Source organism: Pantoea alhagi (assembly GCF_002101395.1).
GTDB lineage: Bacteria > Pseudomonadota > Gammaproteobacteria > Enterobacterales > Enterobacteriaceae > Mixta > Mixta alhagi.
This window is the reverse complement of sequence record NZ_CP019706.1, coordinates 2,322,242-2,337,674: the sequence shown is the minus strand read 5'-3', so window position 1 is coordinate 2,337,674 and position 15,433 is coordinate 2,322,242. Positions and strand designations below refer to the sequence as shown.

The 15,433-nt window shown below is 54.5% G+C and carries 13 protein-coding genes; 9 read left to right on the top strand and 4 right to left on the bottom strand.

Annotated elements, in window-relative coordinates:
• Nucleotides 1-8: 8 nt before the first annotated feature.
• Entirely contained in the window at nucleotides 9-2,000 is a 1,992-nt protein-coding gene (gene tkt / locus B1H58_RS10910) for a transketolase (RefSeq protein WP_085070217.1), read from the bottom strand.
• Between the two features lie 290 nt (nucleotides 2,001-2,290).
• Here tkt and loiP point away from each other — a divergent pair, with 290 nt between their 5' ends.
• The gene (gene loiP, locus B1H58_RS10905) at nucleotides 2,291-3,049 is read left to right on the top strand and encodes a metalloprotease LoiP (protein ID WP_085070216.1); all 759 of its coding nucleotides are present in this window, start codon (nucleotides 2,291-2,293) and stop codon (nucleotides 3,047-3,049) included.
• A gap of 131 nt (nucleotides 3,050-3,180) precedes the next feature.
• On the opposite strand, the gene speB is transcribed toward loiP, so the two are convergent.
• Both speB and speA read right to left on the bottom strand, forming a co-directional pair.
• Complete coding sequence (gene speB, locus B1H58_RS10900) at nucleotides 3,181-4,116, bottom strand: agmatinase (RefSeq protein ID WP_085070214.1); 936 nt, start codon at nucleotides 4,114-4,116, stop codon at nucleotides 3,181-3,183.
• 174 nt (nucleotides 4,117-4,290) lie between these two features.
• The gene (gene speA, locus B1H58_RS10895; protein ID WP_085070213.1) at nucleotides 4,291-6,267 is read right to left on the bottom strand and encodes a biosynthetic arginine decarboxylase; all 1,977 of its coding nucleotides are present in this window, start codon (nucleotides 6,265-6,267) and stop codon (nucleotides 4,291-4,293) included.
• A 788-nt stretch (nucleotides 6,268-7,055) separates the two neighbouring features.
• On the opposite strand from speA, the gene metK reads away from it, so the two are divergent.
• From metK to ruvX, 8 genes are all read left to right on the top strand, one after another.
• Complete coding sequence (gene metK, locus B1H58_RS10890; protein WP_085070212.1) at nucleotides 7,056-8,207, top strand: methionine adenosyltransferase; 1,152 nt, start codon at nucleotides 7,056-7,058, stop codon at nucleotides 8,205-8,207.
• A 427-nt stretch (nucleotides 8,208-8,634) separates the two neighbouring features.
• On the top strand, nucleotides 8,635-10,032 hold the full coding sequence (locus B1H58_RS10885) for a sugar porter family MFS transporter (RefSeq protein WP_085070211.1): 1,398 nt from the start codon (nucleotides 8,635-8,637) through the stop codon (nucleotides 10,030-10,032).
• A 121-nt stretch (nucleotides 10,033-10,153) separates the two neighbouring features.
• Nucleotides 10,154-10,672, top strand: coding sequence for a SprT family zinc-dependent metalloprotease (locus tag B1H58_RS10880; protein WP_085070210.1), 519 nt, complete (start codon nucleotides 10,154-10,156; stop codon nucleotides 10,670-10,672).
• Nucleotides 10,673-10,778: 106 nt separating this feature from the next.
• Nucleotides 10,779-11,492: a deoxyribonuclease I gene (endA, locus tag B1H58_RS10875; RefSeq protein WP_085070209.1), complete on the top strand. Its 714-nt coding sequence runs from the start codon at nucleotides 10,779-10,781 to the stop codon at nucleotides 11,490-11,492.
• Nucleotides 11,493-11,597: 105 nt separating this feature from the next.
• A complete protein-coding gene (gene rsmE / locus B1H58_RS10870) occupies nucleotides 11,598-12,329 on the top strand; it encodes a 16S rRNA (uracil(1498)-N(3))-methyltransferase (RefSeq protein ID WP_085070208.1) in 732 nt (243 codons plus the stop codon).
• A gap of 94 nt (nucleotides 12,330-12,423) precedes the next feature.
• The gene (gshB, locus tag B1H58_RS10865; protein WP_085070207.1) at nucleotides 12,424-13,368 is read left to right on the top strand and encodes a glutathione synthase; all 945 of its coding nucleotides are present in this window, start codon (nucleotides 12,424-12,426) and stop codon (nucleotides 13,366-13,368) included.
• Between the two features lie 80 nt (nucleotides 13,369-13,448).
• Nucleotides 13,449-14,012 carry a YqgE/AlgH family protein gene (locus tag B1H58_RS10860; RefSeq protein ID WP_085070206.1) on the top strand — a complete coding sequence of 188 codons (564 nt, stop codon included), beginning with the start codon at nucleotides 13,449-13,451 and terminating at the stop codon, nucleotides 14,010-14,012.
• Nucleotides 14,012-14,434: a Holliday junction resolvase RuvX gene (ruvX, locus tag B1H58_RS10855; protein ID WP_208615315.1), complete on the top strand. Its 423-nt coding sequence runs from the start codon at nucleotides 14,012-14,014 to the stop codon at nucleotides 14,432-14,434. The genes B1H58_RS10860 and ruvX overlap by 1 nt, the downstream gene beginning before the upstream one ends.
• Here ruvX and B1H58_RS10850 read toward each other — a convergent pair.
• Nucleotides 14,397-15,425, bottom strand: a complete 1,029-nt coding sequence (locus B1H58_RS10850; RefSeq protein ID WP_085070196.1) for a type IV pilus twitching motility protein PilT — start codon at nucleotides 15,423-15,425, stop codon at nucleotides 14,397-14,399. The two genes, ruvX and B1H58_RS10850, sit on opposite strands and share 38 nt — an antisense overlap.
• Nucleotides 15,426-15,433 lie beyond the last annotated feature (8 nt).

Below are 15,433 nucleotides of genomic sequence, written 5' to 3'. Positions count from 1 at the left end.
CCTTTTTCTTACAGAATCGCTTTCGCTTTTGCTACCACGTTCTCAACGGTAAAGCCAAACAGCTCGAACAGCTTCTCTGCCGGGGCAGATTCACCGAAGGTGGTCATGCCGATAACCGCGCCGTTCAGGCCGGTATATTTGTACCAGTAGTCAGCAATACCCGCTTCGATAGCCACGCGCGCGCTAACCGCTTTCGGCAGTACCGATTCACGGTAAGCCTCATCCTGCTTATCGAACGCATCGGTAGAGGGCATAGAAACCACGCGCACCTGATAACCTTCAGAAGTCAGCTTATCCCAGGCGGCAACCGCCAGTTCAACTTCTGAACCGGTTGCGATCAGGATCAGCTGCGGCTGGCCTTCGCAATCTTTCAGCACGTAGGCGCCGCGCGCGATGTTTGCCAGCTGCTCAGGGCTACGCGACTGCTGTGCCAGATTCTGACGGGAGAAAATCAGCGCTGTCGGGCCATCCTGACGTTCAATGGCATATTTCCATGCCACGGCAGATTCAACCTGATCGCACGGACGCCAGGTGCTCATATTCGGCGTGACGCGCAGGCTGGCAATCTGCTCAACCGGCTGGTGAGTCGGGCCATCTTCGCCCAGACCGATAGAGTCATGGGTATAGACCATCACCTGACGAATTTTCATCAGCGCAGCCATACGCGCCGCATTACGGGCATATTCCACAAACATCAGGAAGGTAGCGGTGTAAGGCAGGAAACCACCGTGCAGCGCAATACCGTTAGCGATAGCGGTCATACCGAATTCACGCACGCCGTAGTGGATATAGTTACCGGCCGCATCATCATTGATGCCTTTTGAGCCGGACCACATGGTCAGGTTGCTTGGCGCCAGGTCCGCCGAGCCGCCCAGATATTCCGGCAGCAGCTTACCGAACGCTTCGATCGCATTCTGCGATGCTTTACGGCTGGCGATCTTCGCCGGGTTGGCCTGCAGCTGCTCAATAAATTTCTGCGACTCTTCCTGCCAGTTGGCCGGCAGCTCGTTGTTCATGCGACGCGTAAACTCAGCGGCCAGCTCCGGATAAGCCTGCGCATAGGCATCAAATTTCTGCTGCCATGCGGCTTCTTTTACCCGACCCGCTTCTTTCGCATCCCACTGCGCATAAATGTCCTGAGGGATAACAAAAGGCGCATGTTCCCAGCCCAGCTGTTTGCGGGTCAGCACGATCTCGTCATCGCCCAGCGGCGCGCCGTGTGAATCATGCGTACCGGCTTTATTCGGTGAGCCGAAGCCGATAACGGTTTTACACATCAGCAGCGACGGTTTATCGCTTACCGCTTTCGCTTCTTCAATCGCTTTCTTAATCGCATCAGCATCGTGGCCATCTACGCCGCGCACCACGTGCCAGCCGTAGGCTTCGAAGCGGGCAGCGGTATCGTCGCTGAACCAGCCTTCAATATGACCATCGATAGAGATGCCGTTGTCATCGTAAAACGCCACCAGCTTGCCCAGCTTCAGCGTACCGGCCAGCGAGCAAACCTCATGGGAGATCCCTTCCATCATGCAGCCGTCACCCATAAAGACATAAGTATGGTGATCGACGATGTCATGATTAGGACGGTTAAACTGCGCCGCCATGGTACGTTCAGCGATCGCCATACCCACCGCATTGGCAATCCCCTGCCCCAGCGGGCCGGTCGTGGTTTCCACACCTGCGGTATAACCATATTCCGGATGGCCCGGCGTTTTAGAGTGCAGCTGACGGAAGTTTTTCAGCTCTTCGATCGGCAGATCGTAACCGGTGAGGTGCAGCAGGCTGTAGATCAGCATCGAGCCGTGGCCGTTAGAGAGCACGAAACGATCGCGATCGGCCCACAGAGGGTTGGTCGGATTATGGTTCAGATAATCGCGCCACAGCACTTCGGCGATATCAGCCATGCCCATCGGGGCGCCCGGATGACCAGATTTCGCTTGTTGTACTGCATCCATGCTCAAGGCGCGAACGGCGTTGGCAAGCTCTTTACGAGAAGACATGTGTTACTCCAGGTCGGATTTATTGCTTCGCCGTCCTTAACCTATTGTAATTAATGAGTTATCAGGCAAAGCCAAGGGAAAGTCGCCAAACAATGTACATGAAAAGCGGGGTGGAAGTACATGGCGTGAGATGCGAAATATCAGGGACATTTCGCGCTTTCGGCGTTGTCTGCTGGGCTTTATATATTGAAACCGCTATAAGGGTGCCTTCCTGGAAAAAGCGCCACGCATAGTTTTATTCAGGACTTATTATATTTACTACCTTGTTACTGTTATGGGATATGAATGGAATGAAAATCCGTGCTTCTTTGATGGCCCTGTCGGTCGCCACTTTACTTTCCGGCTGTCAGAATATTGACAGCTCCGCGCTGATGCAGTCTGGCGCCCAGGCTTTCCAGGCCGTTACCCTCAGCAATGATCAGGTTAAGACGCTCAGCGACCAGTCATGCCAGCAGATGGACAGCGAAGCGCAAATTGCTCAGCCAGGCAGTACCTACCAGAAACGTCTGGATAAGATCGCCGCCGCGCTGGGCAATAACATTAACGGTACGCCTGCCAACTATAAGGTTTATCTCACCAAAGATGTCAACGCCTGGGCGATGGCCAACGGTTGTATCCGCGTTTATAGCGGTCTGATGGATATGATGACCGATAACGAAGTTGAAGCGGTGTTGGGTCATGAGATGGGCCACGTTGCGCTGGGCCATACGCGTAAAGCGATGCAGGTCGCTTACGCCACCACGGCGGCGCGCACTGCGGCAGCCTCAATGGGCGGTATTGCTGCCTCACTGTCACAATCACAGCTCGGCGAACTGGGTCAGAAACTGGTTAGCGCGCAGTTCTCGCAAACCCAGGAATCTCAGGCGGATGATTACTCTTACGACCTGCTGAAAAAACGCGGCATCAATCCGAACGGACTGGTTACCAGTTTTGAAAAGCTGGCAAAGCTGGAAGGCACTCATCAGAGCTCGATGTTTGACGACCATCCCGCTTCTGAGGCGCGCGCGCAGCATATCCGTGAACGAATGGCTGCCGACGGCCTTAAATAAGTCAACCCGCAGGGATGCTACGCCATCTCTTTTTAGCCAGCGGCATAAAAAAGGAGGCGTTTCGCCTCCTTTGTGCGTGATAAGCAATAAAGCGCTGACCGCCGCCTGACAATGTCGCGGCGGTCAGAGGTTTAACCTTTATTGGCTTTATTCGCCGCCTGCACGTGCAGCATATCCAGCGCAATGGTTGCCGCTGCCAGCGAAGTCAGATCGGACTGATCGTAGCCTGGCGCTACTTCTACCAGATCCATCCCCACAATATTCAGGCCCTGCAGACCGCGAATCAGCTTCAGCGCTTTATCGGTGGTCAGGCCGCCAATAACCGGCGTGCCGGTGCCAGGCGCATGCGCTGGATCGAGGCAGTCGATATCAAAAGTCAGATAAACCGGCATGTCGCCGACGATCTGCTTCACCTGCGCCAGAATGTCATCAACGCCGCGATCGTTAATCTGCGCCGCATCCAGCACCTGATAACCGAGATTTTTATCAAACTCGGTGCGAATACCGATCTGTACCGAGCGCTGCGGATCGATCAGTCCTTCGTTCGGCGCATGGTGGAACATGGTGCCGTGGTCAAATTTCGGGCCGTTGGAGTAGGTGTCGGTATGCGCATCAAAATGAACCAGCGCCATCTTGCCGAAATGCTTCGCATGGGCGCGCAGCAATGGCAGAGTAATGTAATGATCGCCGCCAAAAGTGAGCATACGCTTACCGCTTGCCAGCAGTTTTTCCGCATGCGCCTGCAGCTTGTCGGTCAGATCCTGTGAATCACCGAAAGCGTAAACCAGATCGCCGCAGTCAATCACCTTCAGACGCTCGCGCAGATCGAAATCCCACGGCCAGCGGCAGCCTTCCCATGCCAGGTTAGTCGAGATCTGGCGAATCGCGCCCGGGCCCAGGCGGCTGCCGGGACGACCAGAGGTCGCGGCATCAAAAGGAACGCCGGTGATCACCCATTCAGCATCGCTGTCGTACGGCTGGAAATTCAACGGCAAACGCAGAAAGCCGAAGGCGTTGGAAACCAGGGAATTATCGTACTGATGACCTAAGGTGTTGGTGTTATTCATAACAACTCCTTTTATTCATGACGGCACGGCCGACATGGTTGTTCAGATGAAAAAAATCCCCTCCGCGTCGTTAAACCCGACGAGGAAGGGATTGATGAGATAACTGACGGCGATTATCGCCGCGCGAAACGCTGGCGGCAATGTCATTTTTGACCCTTGCCGCCGCATCGCTGCTTATTCGTCTTCTAAATAAGTATAGCCGTAGAGGCCCGCTTCAAACTCTTCGAGGAACTGCGCGCGCAGCTCATCGTCAAGCTCGGTCTGTTTAACCTGATTACGGAACAGATCCAGCAGCTCCTGCGGGTTCAGCTGGACATATTCCAGCATATCCGCAACGGTATCCCCTTCATCCGACAGCTCAACTTCCACGCTGCCGTCGGCGAAAGCGTAAACGTTAACCGCTTCAGTATCGCCAAACAGGTTATGCATATTGCCCAGGATCTCCTGGTAAGCGCCCACCATAAAGAAGCCCAGCATCGGCGGGTTATCCACGTCGTACTGCGGCATCGGCATGGTGGTAGCGATGCCATCGCCATCCACGTAGTGATCGATGGTGCCATCAGAATCACAGGTGATGTCGAGCAGTACCGCGCGACGCTCCGGCTTCTTATTCAGCCCTTCCAGCGGCAGCACCGGGAACAACTGATCGATGCCCCACGCATCCGGCATCGACTGGAACAGCGAGAAGTTAACGTAAATCTTATCCGCCATACGTTCCTGCAGCTCATCGATAATCGGACGGTGAGCGCGGTTGCTGGGGTCGAGATGCTGCTGAATATAGTGGCAGATGCTCAGATAAAGCTGTTCTGCCCAGGCGCGCTGCGACAGATCGTAGGTGCCCTGCGAATAACCGGTATGGATATCATGCAGATCCATCTGGCTGTCGTGCAGCCATTCACGCAACGAACGACGCGTATTCGGCTCGTGCATCTCCTGCCAGGTTTCCCACATGCTCAGCAGCGGACGTGGCGCATCCACTTCTGGCGCTGATGGCTTGCTGAACTCGCTGCGCTCAACGCCGATGATGTTGGAAACCAGCACGGTATGATGCGCGGTTACCGCACGGCCCGACTCGGTAATCACCGTGGGGTGCGGCAAGCCATGCTCTTCACAGGCGTCGCCAATGGCCCAGATCACGTTGTTGGCGTACTCGTTCAGGCCATAGTTAACGGAACAGTCTGACTGCGAGCGCGTACCTTCATAGTCAACGCCCAGACCGCCGCCGACGTCAAAACACTGGATCTTAACGCCCAGCTTCGCCAGCTCCACGTAGAAACGCGCGGACTCACGCACGCCGGTGGCGATATCGCGGATATTGGCCATCTGCGAACCGAGATGGAAATGCAGCAGCTGCAGGCTGTCGAGACGCCCGGCGTTGCGCATAATATCCACCAGCTGCAGCACCTGCGAAGCGGAAAGACCAAACTTCGATTTTTCACCGCCGCTGGACTGCCATTTACCAGACCCCTGCGAGGCCAGACGGGCGCGAATACCCAAACGCGGCACCAGATTCAGGCGTTCCGCTTCTTCCAGCACCAGCTTCACCTCGGTCATTTTTTCGATAACCAGGTAAACTTTATGGCCCATTTTTTCGCCAATCAGCGCCAGACGGATATATTCACGATCTTTATAGCCATTACAAACGATAACCGTGCGCGTCATACCGGCGTGAGCCAGAACCGCCATCAGTTCCGCTTTCGAACCCGCTTCCAGACCCAGCGGCTCGCCAGAGTGGATCAGCGATTCGATCACGCGCTTATGCTGGTTAACCTTGATCGGATAGACCAGGAAGTAGTCGCCCTGATAGCCGTAAGACTCACGCGCGCGTTTAAAGGCGGCGTTAATCGAGCGCAGACGATGTTGCAGGATCTGCGGAAAGCAGAACAGCGCTGGCAGGCGCTGGCCGTCAGCTTCACGCTCTTTTACCAGGCGGGCCAGGTCTACGCGCACTTCCGGCATATCCGGATCGGGACAGACGCTAATATGTCCCAGCTCGTTGACGTCATAATAGTTGTTGCCCCACCAGGCAATGTTATAGGTGCGCAGCATTCTGCTCGCATCTTGATCGCTCATCGCCACCTCCTGCATTGAACGCAGTTCACCCTGTTCGCCTGCTGACGAACCCTTGATATTCTTTATGTCGTCAGACATTGCGAACCTCAACATTAATTAGTGTTGCAGAATAATTAACAACTATCGCAGTTTGGCGCTGCCAGAACAAGCCACCTTCCGGCGAGATCGCCAGCATAAAATGCTGAACGGTCGCCTCAACCCACTGCGTCATAGATTCAGTGTAAAACACGTCGCTGAACTCCGTGTTGCGGGATAAAAAAGCATCAGCTCACCTTCAGCTAAAACTGAAGGCATCCAGTCAAACTGTAGCAAGTTAGCCTGCGCTCGTGTCGTGATGATGACCGAAACAGAGAAAACCTTGACGGAAAAGGCTGGCGGAGGAGCAAACGGAAAGAGACGAATGCACATCAGTGCAGCGGAGTGAACCGGAAGAAAGGGTGAAAACCTGGTTCATTACTCGTATCACCTCCACACATGTCGGGCATGTGGAAAATAGGCCTGAGGGTGAAAATCAGATATCTCATCTGACGGGCCAGACGCGCTAAGCGTCCTGTATCTTCGCTGAAAACAGCAGCCGCGTTTTATACCGCTCACGCGGGCAAATTGCAAAAACAAATTATGTAAGCTGTGGTTGCTGTCAGGAAATCGGGCCACCTGCCGATAATCAGAAAGCACCACCCGACAAAAAAGGGCTGGCAATTCGCTTACAGAGTAACCTAAAATAGACGTCCAGATGTTAATCCGTCTAAACTGGTTAACTTCTGTGCTGCACGCGGCTTTGCCTGAAGGGGCGCTGGAACAGGCTAAGCCTTTTCCCTGCGCCGGGCAGTTGTTAATTAAACCGTTTTAGTAAGGTAAAGAATTAAATGGCTAAACACCTTTTTACCTCAGAGTCCGTATCCGAGGGACATCCTGATAAAATCGCCGACCAAATTTCGGACGCCGTTCTTGATGCGATCCTCGCTCAGGATCCGAAAGCTCGCGTGGCTTGCGAAACTTATGTGAAAACCGGTATGGTCCTGGTGGGTGGCGAAATCACCACCAGCGCCTGGGTTGATATCGAAGAGATCACTCGTCAAACCGTGCGTGATATTGGCTATGTTCACTCCGATATGGGCTTTGATGCTAACTCTTGCGCCGTTCTGAGCGCTATCGGCAAACAGTCGCCCGATATCAATCAGGGCGTTGACCGCATCGATCCGCTGGAACAGGGCGCGGGTGACCAGGGCCTGATGTTTGGCTATGCCACCAATGAAACCGATGTCCTGATGCCTGCGCCGGTGACCTATGCTCACCGTCTGGTACAGCGTCAGTCTGAAGTGCGTAAAAACGGCAGCCTGCCGTGGCTGCGTCCGGATGCGAAAAGCCAGGTAACTTTCCAGTACGATGGCGGCAAAATTGTCGGTATCGATGCCGTTGTGCTCTCCACGCAGCATGCAGAAGATATTTCCCAGGCCGACCTGCAGGAAGCGGTGATGGAAGAGATCATCAAGCCGGTCCTGCCGACCGAATGGCTGAGCTCCACCACCAAATTCTTTATCAACCCAACCGGACGCTTCGTTATCGGCGGCCCAATGGGCGACTGCGGCCTGACGGGTCGTAAGATCATCGTTGATACCTACGGCGGCATGGCACGTCACGGCGGCGGCGCGTTCTCTGGTAAAGATCCCTCTAAAGTTGACCGTTCAGCGGCTTATGCGGCGCGCTATGTAGCAAAAAATATTGTTGCTGCCGGCCTGGCCGATCGCTGTGAAATCCAGGTTTCCTACGCTATCGGCGTAGCTGAACCAACTTCTATCATGGTTGAAACCTTCGGCACCGAGAAAGTCTCTACCGAGCAGCTGACGCTGCTGGTACGTGAATTCTTCGACCTGCGTCCGTATGGCCTGATTCAGATGCTGGATCTGCTGCAGCCGATCTATCGCGAAACGGCAGCTTACGGCCACTTTGGTCGCGAGCATTTCCCGTGGGAAAAAACCGATAAAGCACAACAGCTGCGCGACGCGGCTGGTCTGTAATCCTTTCACGCTGCCGTTTTCGTCGGCAACGTCTGTATAAAATGGGAGCATTCATTGCTCCCTTTTTTATTCCTCATGTTTTTTTTCACCAGCTACACTTTTTGTTGCCTGTCTACACCGCTGGCATGATAACGCTTACAAATTGAAAGGCCTTATATTTCGGTCATTTAGGATTTAATCGCGGATGTATTTTGTCAGGAAATGCGTTATTTTCAGCGTCGTCTGATGGCCCATTAACACCGGACTGTCAGAAACTTAACAGGTGCTATACCTTACTGGTTATGTAACCAGAGCCTGGTGATAAATGCTGGTTTTCAGGGTTCCGGCGTGTGTAACCGATTACACCTCTGTGATCCGTCTCACTTTTCGCCCGGCTCAGGTTTCCTAACATTGATAACTACAACGATGGATACTATTCGGAGGCAATATGCCTGGTAATACCCACAAAAGCAGAACCTCGAATAAGATGATGACCTTATTCGTCTGCTTTCTTGCTGCACTTGCTGGCCTGCTGTTTGGCCTGGATATTGGCGTTATCGCCGGTGCCCTACCCTTTATCGCTAAAGATTTTAATGTCACCAGCCATCAACAGGAGTGGATCGTTAGCTCAATGATGTTTGGCGCAGCGATCGGCGCGATCGGTAGCGGCTGGATGTCTTCCCGCCTTGGCCGTAAAAAAAGCCTGATGGCCGGTGCGATCCTGTTTGTTATCGGTTCTCTCTGGTCGGCCATGGCGCCGAACCCGGAGATGCTGATCGCCGCACGCGTGGTGCTTGGCCTGGCCGTGGGCGTTGCCTCCTATACCGCGCCGCTTTACCTGTCAGAAATCGCGCCGGAAAAAATTCGCGGCAGCATGATTTCTCTGTATCAGCTGATGATCACTATCGGTATTTTGGGCGCTTATCTTTCTGATACCGCCTTTAGCTATACCGGTAACTGGCGCTGGATGCTGGGCATTATTACCATTCCTGCCATTCTGTTGCTTGTTGGCGTCTGTTTCCTGCCGAACAGCCCACGCTGGCTGGCGGCAAAAGGCCACTTCCGCGATGCGCAGCGCGTGCTGGATCGCCTGCGTGACACCAGCGAGCAGGCAAAGCGTGAGCTGGATGAGATCCGCGAAAGCCTGAAGATCAAGCAGACCGGCTGGAGCCTGTTCCGCGAAAACAGCAATTTCCGTCGCGCGGTATATCTGGGCGTGCTGTTGCAGGTTATGCAGCAGTTCACCGGCATGAATGTCATCATGTATTACGCGCCGAAAATCTTTGAAATTGCGGGCTTCAGCAACACTACCGAGCAGATGTGGGGTACGGTAATTGTTGGCCTGATCAACGTGCTGGCAACCTTTATCGCTATCGGTCTGGTGGATCGCTGGGGTCGTAAACCCACGCTGACGCTGGGCTTCCTGGTGATGGCGGTTGGTATGGGTATCCTTGGTACCATGCTGCATATTGGTATCGAATCGCCGGGCGCGCAATATTTTGCCGTTGCCATGCTGCTGATGTTTATTATCGGCTTTGCCATGAGCGCAGGTCCGCTGATTTGGGTACTCTGCTCTGAAATCCAGCCGCTGAAAGGGCGCGATTTCGGGATTACCGTTTCCACGACCACCAACTGGATTGCGAATATGATCGTGGGTGCAACCTTCCTGACGATGCTGAATACGCTGGGCAACGCCAATACCTTCTGGGTATACTCGGGCCTGAATATTCTGTTTATCATCCTGACAGTAATGCTGATCCCGGAAACGAAAAACATCTCTCTGGAGCATATCGAACGCAACCTGATGTCGGGTAAAAAACTACGCGATATTGGTTCGCAAGAGTAATCCTGCTATCTGCAACAGCCGGGGCCGCCTTTGCCGCCCCGTTTTTTTTATCCTCTGCCTCTGCCAATCGCTAACCGCGCCCCATTGTTTTCTTGCTTTACGCGCCGTATTCTTTGCCGCTATGAAACCCATTCGCCTTCCTATTGCCCTGCAGCAGGCCGTTATGCGTGCGCTGCGTGAGAAACTGCAGCAGGCCAATCAGCGCCTGGCGCGCAATTACCCGGAGCCCACTCTGGTGTATCAGCAGCGCGGTACGGCAGCCGGCACCGCCTGGCTGCAAAGCTGGGAGATCCGCCTGAATCCCGTGCTGCTGCTGGAAAATCAGCAGGCGTTTATTGAAGAGGTGGTACCGCATGAGCTGGCGCACTTGCTGGTATGGCGCCACTTTGGCCGCGTCGCGCCACATGGCAAAGAGTGGAAATGGATGATGGAAACCATTCTGGACGTTCCGGCGCGCCGCACGCATCAGTTTGAAGTTGCCTCCGTGCGCGGTAAAACCTTTCCCTGGTACTGTCGCTGTCAGCAACATCATCTCACGGTGCGCCGCCATAACCGGGTTATGCGCGGTGAAACAGAATACCGCTGCGTTCAGTGCGGCGATCTGCTTCAGCCTGGCAATCACCAGGCATCAGGCGACTGAGCCGCCTGATTAATGCGCATTTCCCTCCGATCGGCCCTTTAGCATTCCGACAGACGGCGCAATCTGGTACGCTGCGCGCTCTTTTTCATCAGCTGAAAAATGGAATATGTCTCGCAAATTTTTGTTTACCGCTGCCTTTTCTGTTCTGCTTGCGCCTTTAGCCGCGCACAGCCTGAGCGGAAATACTTATCATCAGAATAACTTTCAGCAGGCGAAGAAAGTCGCTGTGCAAATCAATGCCGATGCGCCAGGCTCTTTCTACTGTGGCTGTAAGATTAACTGGGAAGGGAAAAAAGGCGTGCCCGATCTGGCCTCGTGCGGCTATCAGGTGCGTAAAAACGCCAACCGTGCCAGCCGCATCGAATGGGAACATGTGGTTCCCGCCTGGCAATTCGGCCACCAGCGCCAGTGCTGGCAGGACGGCGGTCGTAAAAATTGCAGCAAGGATGAAGGCTATCGTCAGATAGAATCTGATTTACATAACCTGCAGCCGGCAATTGGCGAAGTGAATGGCGACCGCGGCAACTTCATGTACAGCCAGTGGAACGGCAGCGAACGTCAGTATGGCCAGTGCGAAATGAAAATAGATTTTAAAAATAAGCTGGCAGAGCCACCGGCCCGGGCGCGTGGCGTTATCGCCCGAACGTATTTTTATATGCGCGATCGTTACCAGCTGCGCCTTTCCCGTCAGCAAACCCAGCTGATGCAGGTGTGGGATAAGCAGTATCCGGTAACGCCCTGGGAATGCGAACGTGATAAACGCATCGCAAAAATTCAGGGAAACCACAACCCTTACGTTGAGCGCGCTTGTCAGCGTTAAAAGCGCTGCCCTAAACTTTACATAACCGCATGGCAGGCTGTGCGTCTGTCATGCGAAGGTACTTTATGCCGTGCGCCTGCGCGGTCTGTTATGATCAGGAATATCATGCGAAAACCCCGCATTTATCATCCCGAATCCCTGATGGTGGGTCATGAAATCGCGCTAAGCGAAGATGCTGCCAATCATGTTGGCCGCGTGCTGCGTATGGGCAGCGGCCAGGCGCTGGAACTGTTTGATGGCAGTAATCTGGTTTTTGACGCTGAAATTTTGCGCGCCGATAAGCGCAGCGTAACGGTCAAAGTTACGCAAAGCCGCATGGATAGCCGCGAGTCGCCTCTTCATTTGCACCTGGGACAGGTGATGTCGCGTGGTGAAAAAATGGAATTTACCATTCAGAAGTCGATTGAACTGGGCGTTAATGTTATTACCCCCTTGTTTTCTGAGCGCTGCGGCGTAAAGCTGGACGCCGAGCGGCAGGCCAAAAAGATTCAGCAATGGCAAAAAATTGCCGTGGCCGCCTGCGAGCAGTGCGGACGCAATGTGGTGCCTGAAGTCCGTGAAGCGATGTCGCTGGAGGCCTGGTGCGCCGAGCAGGATGACGCACTGAAGCTGAATCTGCATCCGCGAGCGCAACACAGCATTAATACGCTGCCGCAGCCGGTAGAGCGGGTTCGCCTGCTGATTGGCCCGGAAGGCGGATTAACCGCTGAGGAGATCGCGATGACCGGCCAGCATGGTTTTACCGATATTTTGCTTGGACCACGCGTGCTGCGCACCGAGACTACCGCGCTCACTGCAATTACGGCACTCCAGGTCAGGTTTGGCGATCTGGGTTAAGCTGAATAAGCGGCCCATTGCGTTAAGCCTGTAAAAAGAATTTATGCCAACCTGCGGCAAGCGGCATACCGACCGCCCGATCGAGGAGAGAAGAATGATTAAGCTTGGCATCGTCATGGATCCCATTACGACGATCAATATTAAAAAAGACTCCAGCTTTGCAATGCTGCTGGAAGCACAGCGCCGCGGTTACGAAATTCACTATATGGAGATGAACGATCTCTGGTTACGCGGCGGTGAAGCGCGCGCGCGTACCCGTCAGCTAAGCGTTGAGCAGAACTACGATAAGTGGTTCGAGTTTGGCAGCGAGCAGGATATTGCGCTGGCTGAGCTGAACGTGATTTTGATGCGTAAAGATCCGCCTTTCGACACAGAATTTATCTACGCCACCTATATGCTGGAGCGTGCGGAAGAACAGGGCGTGCTGATCGTTAACAAACCGCAGAGCCTGCGCGACTGTAATGAAAAGCTATTTACCGCCTGGTTTGCCGGGTTAACGCCCGATACGCTGGTTACACGCGATGCGAAGCGGATCCGAGAGTTCTGGCACCAGCATGGCGACATTATTCTGAAGCCGCTGGACGGCATGGGTGGCTCCTCCATTTTCCGTGTGAAACAGGACGATCCTAACCTTGCGGTGATCCTGGAGACGCTGACTAACCACGGCAGCTTCTTCTGCATGGCGCAAAATTATCTGCCAGCGATCAAAGAAGGTGATAAGCGCGTGCTGGTGGTGGATGGCGAACCCGTTCCTTATTGCCTGGCGCGTATTCCTCAGTCGGGTGAAACGCGTGGCAATCTGGCCGCCGGTGGGCGCGGTGAAGCGCGTCCGCTGAGCGAAAGCGACTGGGAAATCGCGCGTCGCGTTGGACCCACGCTGAAGCAAAAAGGCCTGATCTTTGTTGGGCTGGATATTATCGGTGACAAGCTGACCGAGATTAACGTAACCAGTCCAACCTGCATTCGTGAAATCGAAGCCGCCTTCCCGGTCTCCATCACCGGTATGTTGATGGATGCCATCGAGAAGCGCCTGGCATAAATTTGAACGGGGCAATAGCCCCGTCTTCAACCCGTTAATGGCCTGCTGTTCGCCGTTAACCCGTATTCAGACGAGTGAGAATGAATTTACAGCACCATTTTTTGATTGCGATGCCCGCCCTCCAGGATCCGCTGTTTAAACGTTCGGTGGTGTATATCTGTGAGCATAATCAGGACGGCGCCATGGGATTGATTATCAATAAGCCGATGGAGAACCTGACGGTTGAAGGTATCCTCACTAAGTTAAAAATTGCGCCCTCACCGCGCGACCCGCAGGTTAAACTGGATAAGCCGGTGTTCTCCGGCGGCCCGCTGGCCGAAGATCGCGGCTTTATTTTGCATTCTGCCCAGCACACATTCGCCTCCAGTATCCGTATCTCCGATAATACCGTCATAACCACCTCGCGCGATGTTCTGGAATCTCTTGGGACGCCGGAACAGCCGGAGCAGGTGCTGGTGGCGTTAGGCTACTGCGCCTGGGAGAAAGATCAGCTGGAAGGCGAACTGCTGGAAAATGCCTGGCTTACCACCCCTGCTAACAGCAATATTCTGTTCCAGACACCTATTGCTGAACGCTGGCGTGAAGCAGCAAAAAGCATCGGCATAGATATACACAACATCACCAGCGAGGCAGGTCACGCCTGATGAGCAACATGACACTTCTGGCGTTTGATTTTGGCACCAAAAGCATCGGCGTCGCGGTAGGCCAGCCTCTTACCGGCACCGCGCGCCCTTTAACCGCCCTGAAAGCGCAGGATGGCGTGCCCAACTGGGAACAGATTGAACGACTGTTACAGGAATGGCAGCCGCAGCAGGTAGTGGTCGGCCTGCCGCTTAATATGGACGGCACCGAACAACCGCTGACCGCCAGGGCGCGTAAGTTTGCTAACCGGCTTCATGGCCGTTTTGGCGTGCAGGTTGTTTTACATGATGAGCGGCTCAGTACCGTTGAGGCACGCGCCGATCTGTTTGCTCGTGGCGGCTATAAAGCGCTCACGAAAGGCAGCGTCGATTCGCTTTCGGCGGTGATCATCCTGGAAAGCTGGTTTGAGAACTATCCGGCCTGACAGTCAGCCCCTGTTGCTGCCGCTGTAGCAGGCTCTGTTCGAAGGTCTGCATACCTGACTGCATCCCGGTTTGCAGCAGGCCTGCAATCTGATGGGTTTTCCCCTCACGGATCAGGTTCGCGATCGCGGGCGTATTGATTAACACTTCATACAGCCCAACGCGCCCTCCCTCTTTCGCCGCCACCAGTCGTTGGGCGACCACCGCCTTCAGGCTGGACGCCAGCTGGCTGCGCACCAGGTTTTTCTGCTCAGACGGAAAAACATCTATCAGGCGATCCACCGCCTGCGCCGCATTGCGCGTATGCAGCGTCGCCAGCACCAGATGCCCGGTTTCTGCCGCCGTCAGCGCCAAGCGAATTGTCTCCAGATCGCGTAGCTCTCCCAGCAGTATCACATCGGGATCTTCGCGCAGCGCCGCCCGTAATCCCTGCTGAAAACTGCTGCAATGCTGACCGATTTGCCGCTGCTGAATCAGCGACCGGCGGCTGAGGTGAATAAACTCAATGGGATCTTCCAGCGTAATAATGTGGCGAGCCGCCTGCTGATTTAAGGCATCTACCATTGAGGCCAGCGTGGTTGACTTGCCGCTACCGGTGGCGCCGGTAATCAGGATCAGGCCATCCTGCTGCTCCAGCAGCGCCGGAACGCTGGCAGGCAGCCGCAGTGCATCCAGCGTTGGACAGCAGTTGCTAATCACACGCAGCGCCAGCGATATACCCTGCCGTTGCTGAAACAGATTTGCGCGCAGGCGCTGCCCGCTGCGTGTGCTTATCGCAAAATCAATGTCTCCGTTCTGCGTCAGGCTGGCCTGCTGATCAGCATCCAGCCAGCGCTCACGCAGCGCCTCCAGCATTGCGGTACAGGTTGGCGGCTGATCGGGGATGGGTTGCAGCACGCCATCCAGACGCCAGCGCGGCAAATGTCCACTACAAAGATGCAGATCGGCAGCATTATGCTTTACACTAAGGGCCACGATTTCTTCCACATCCATGATTTTCT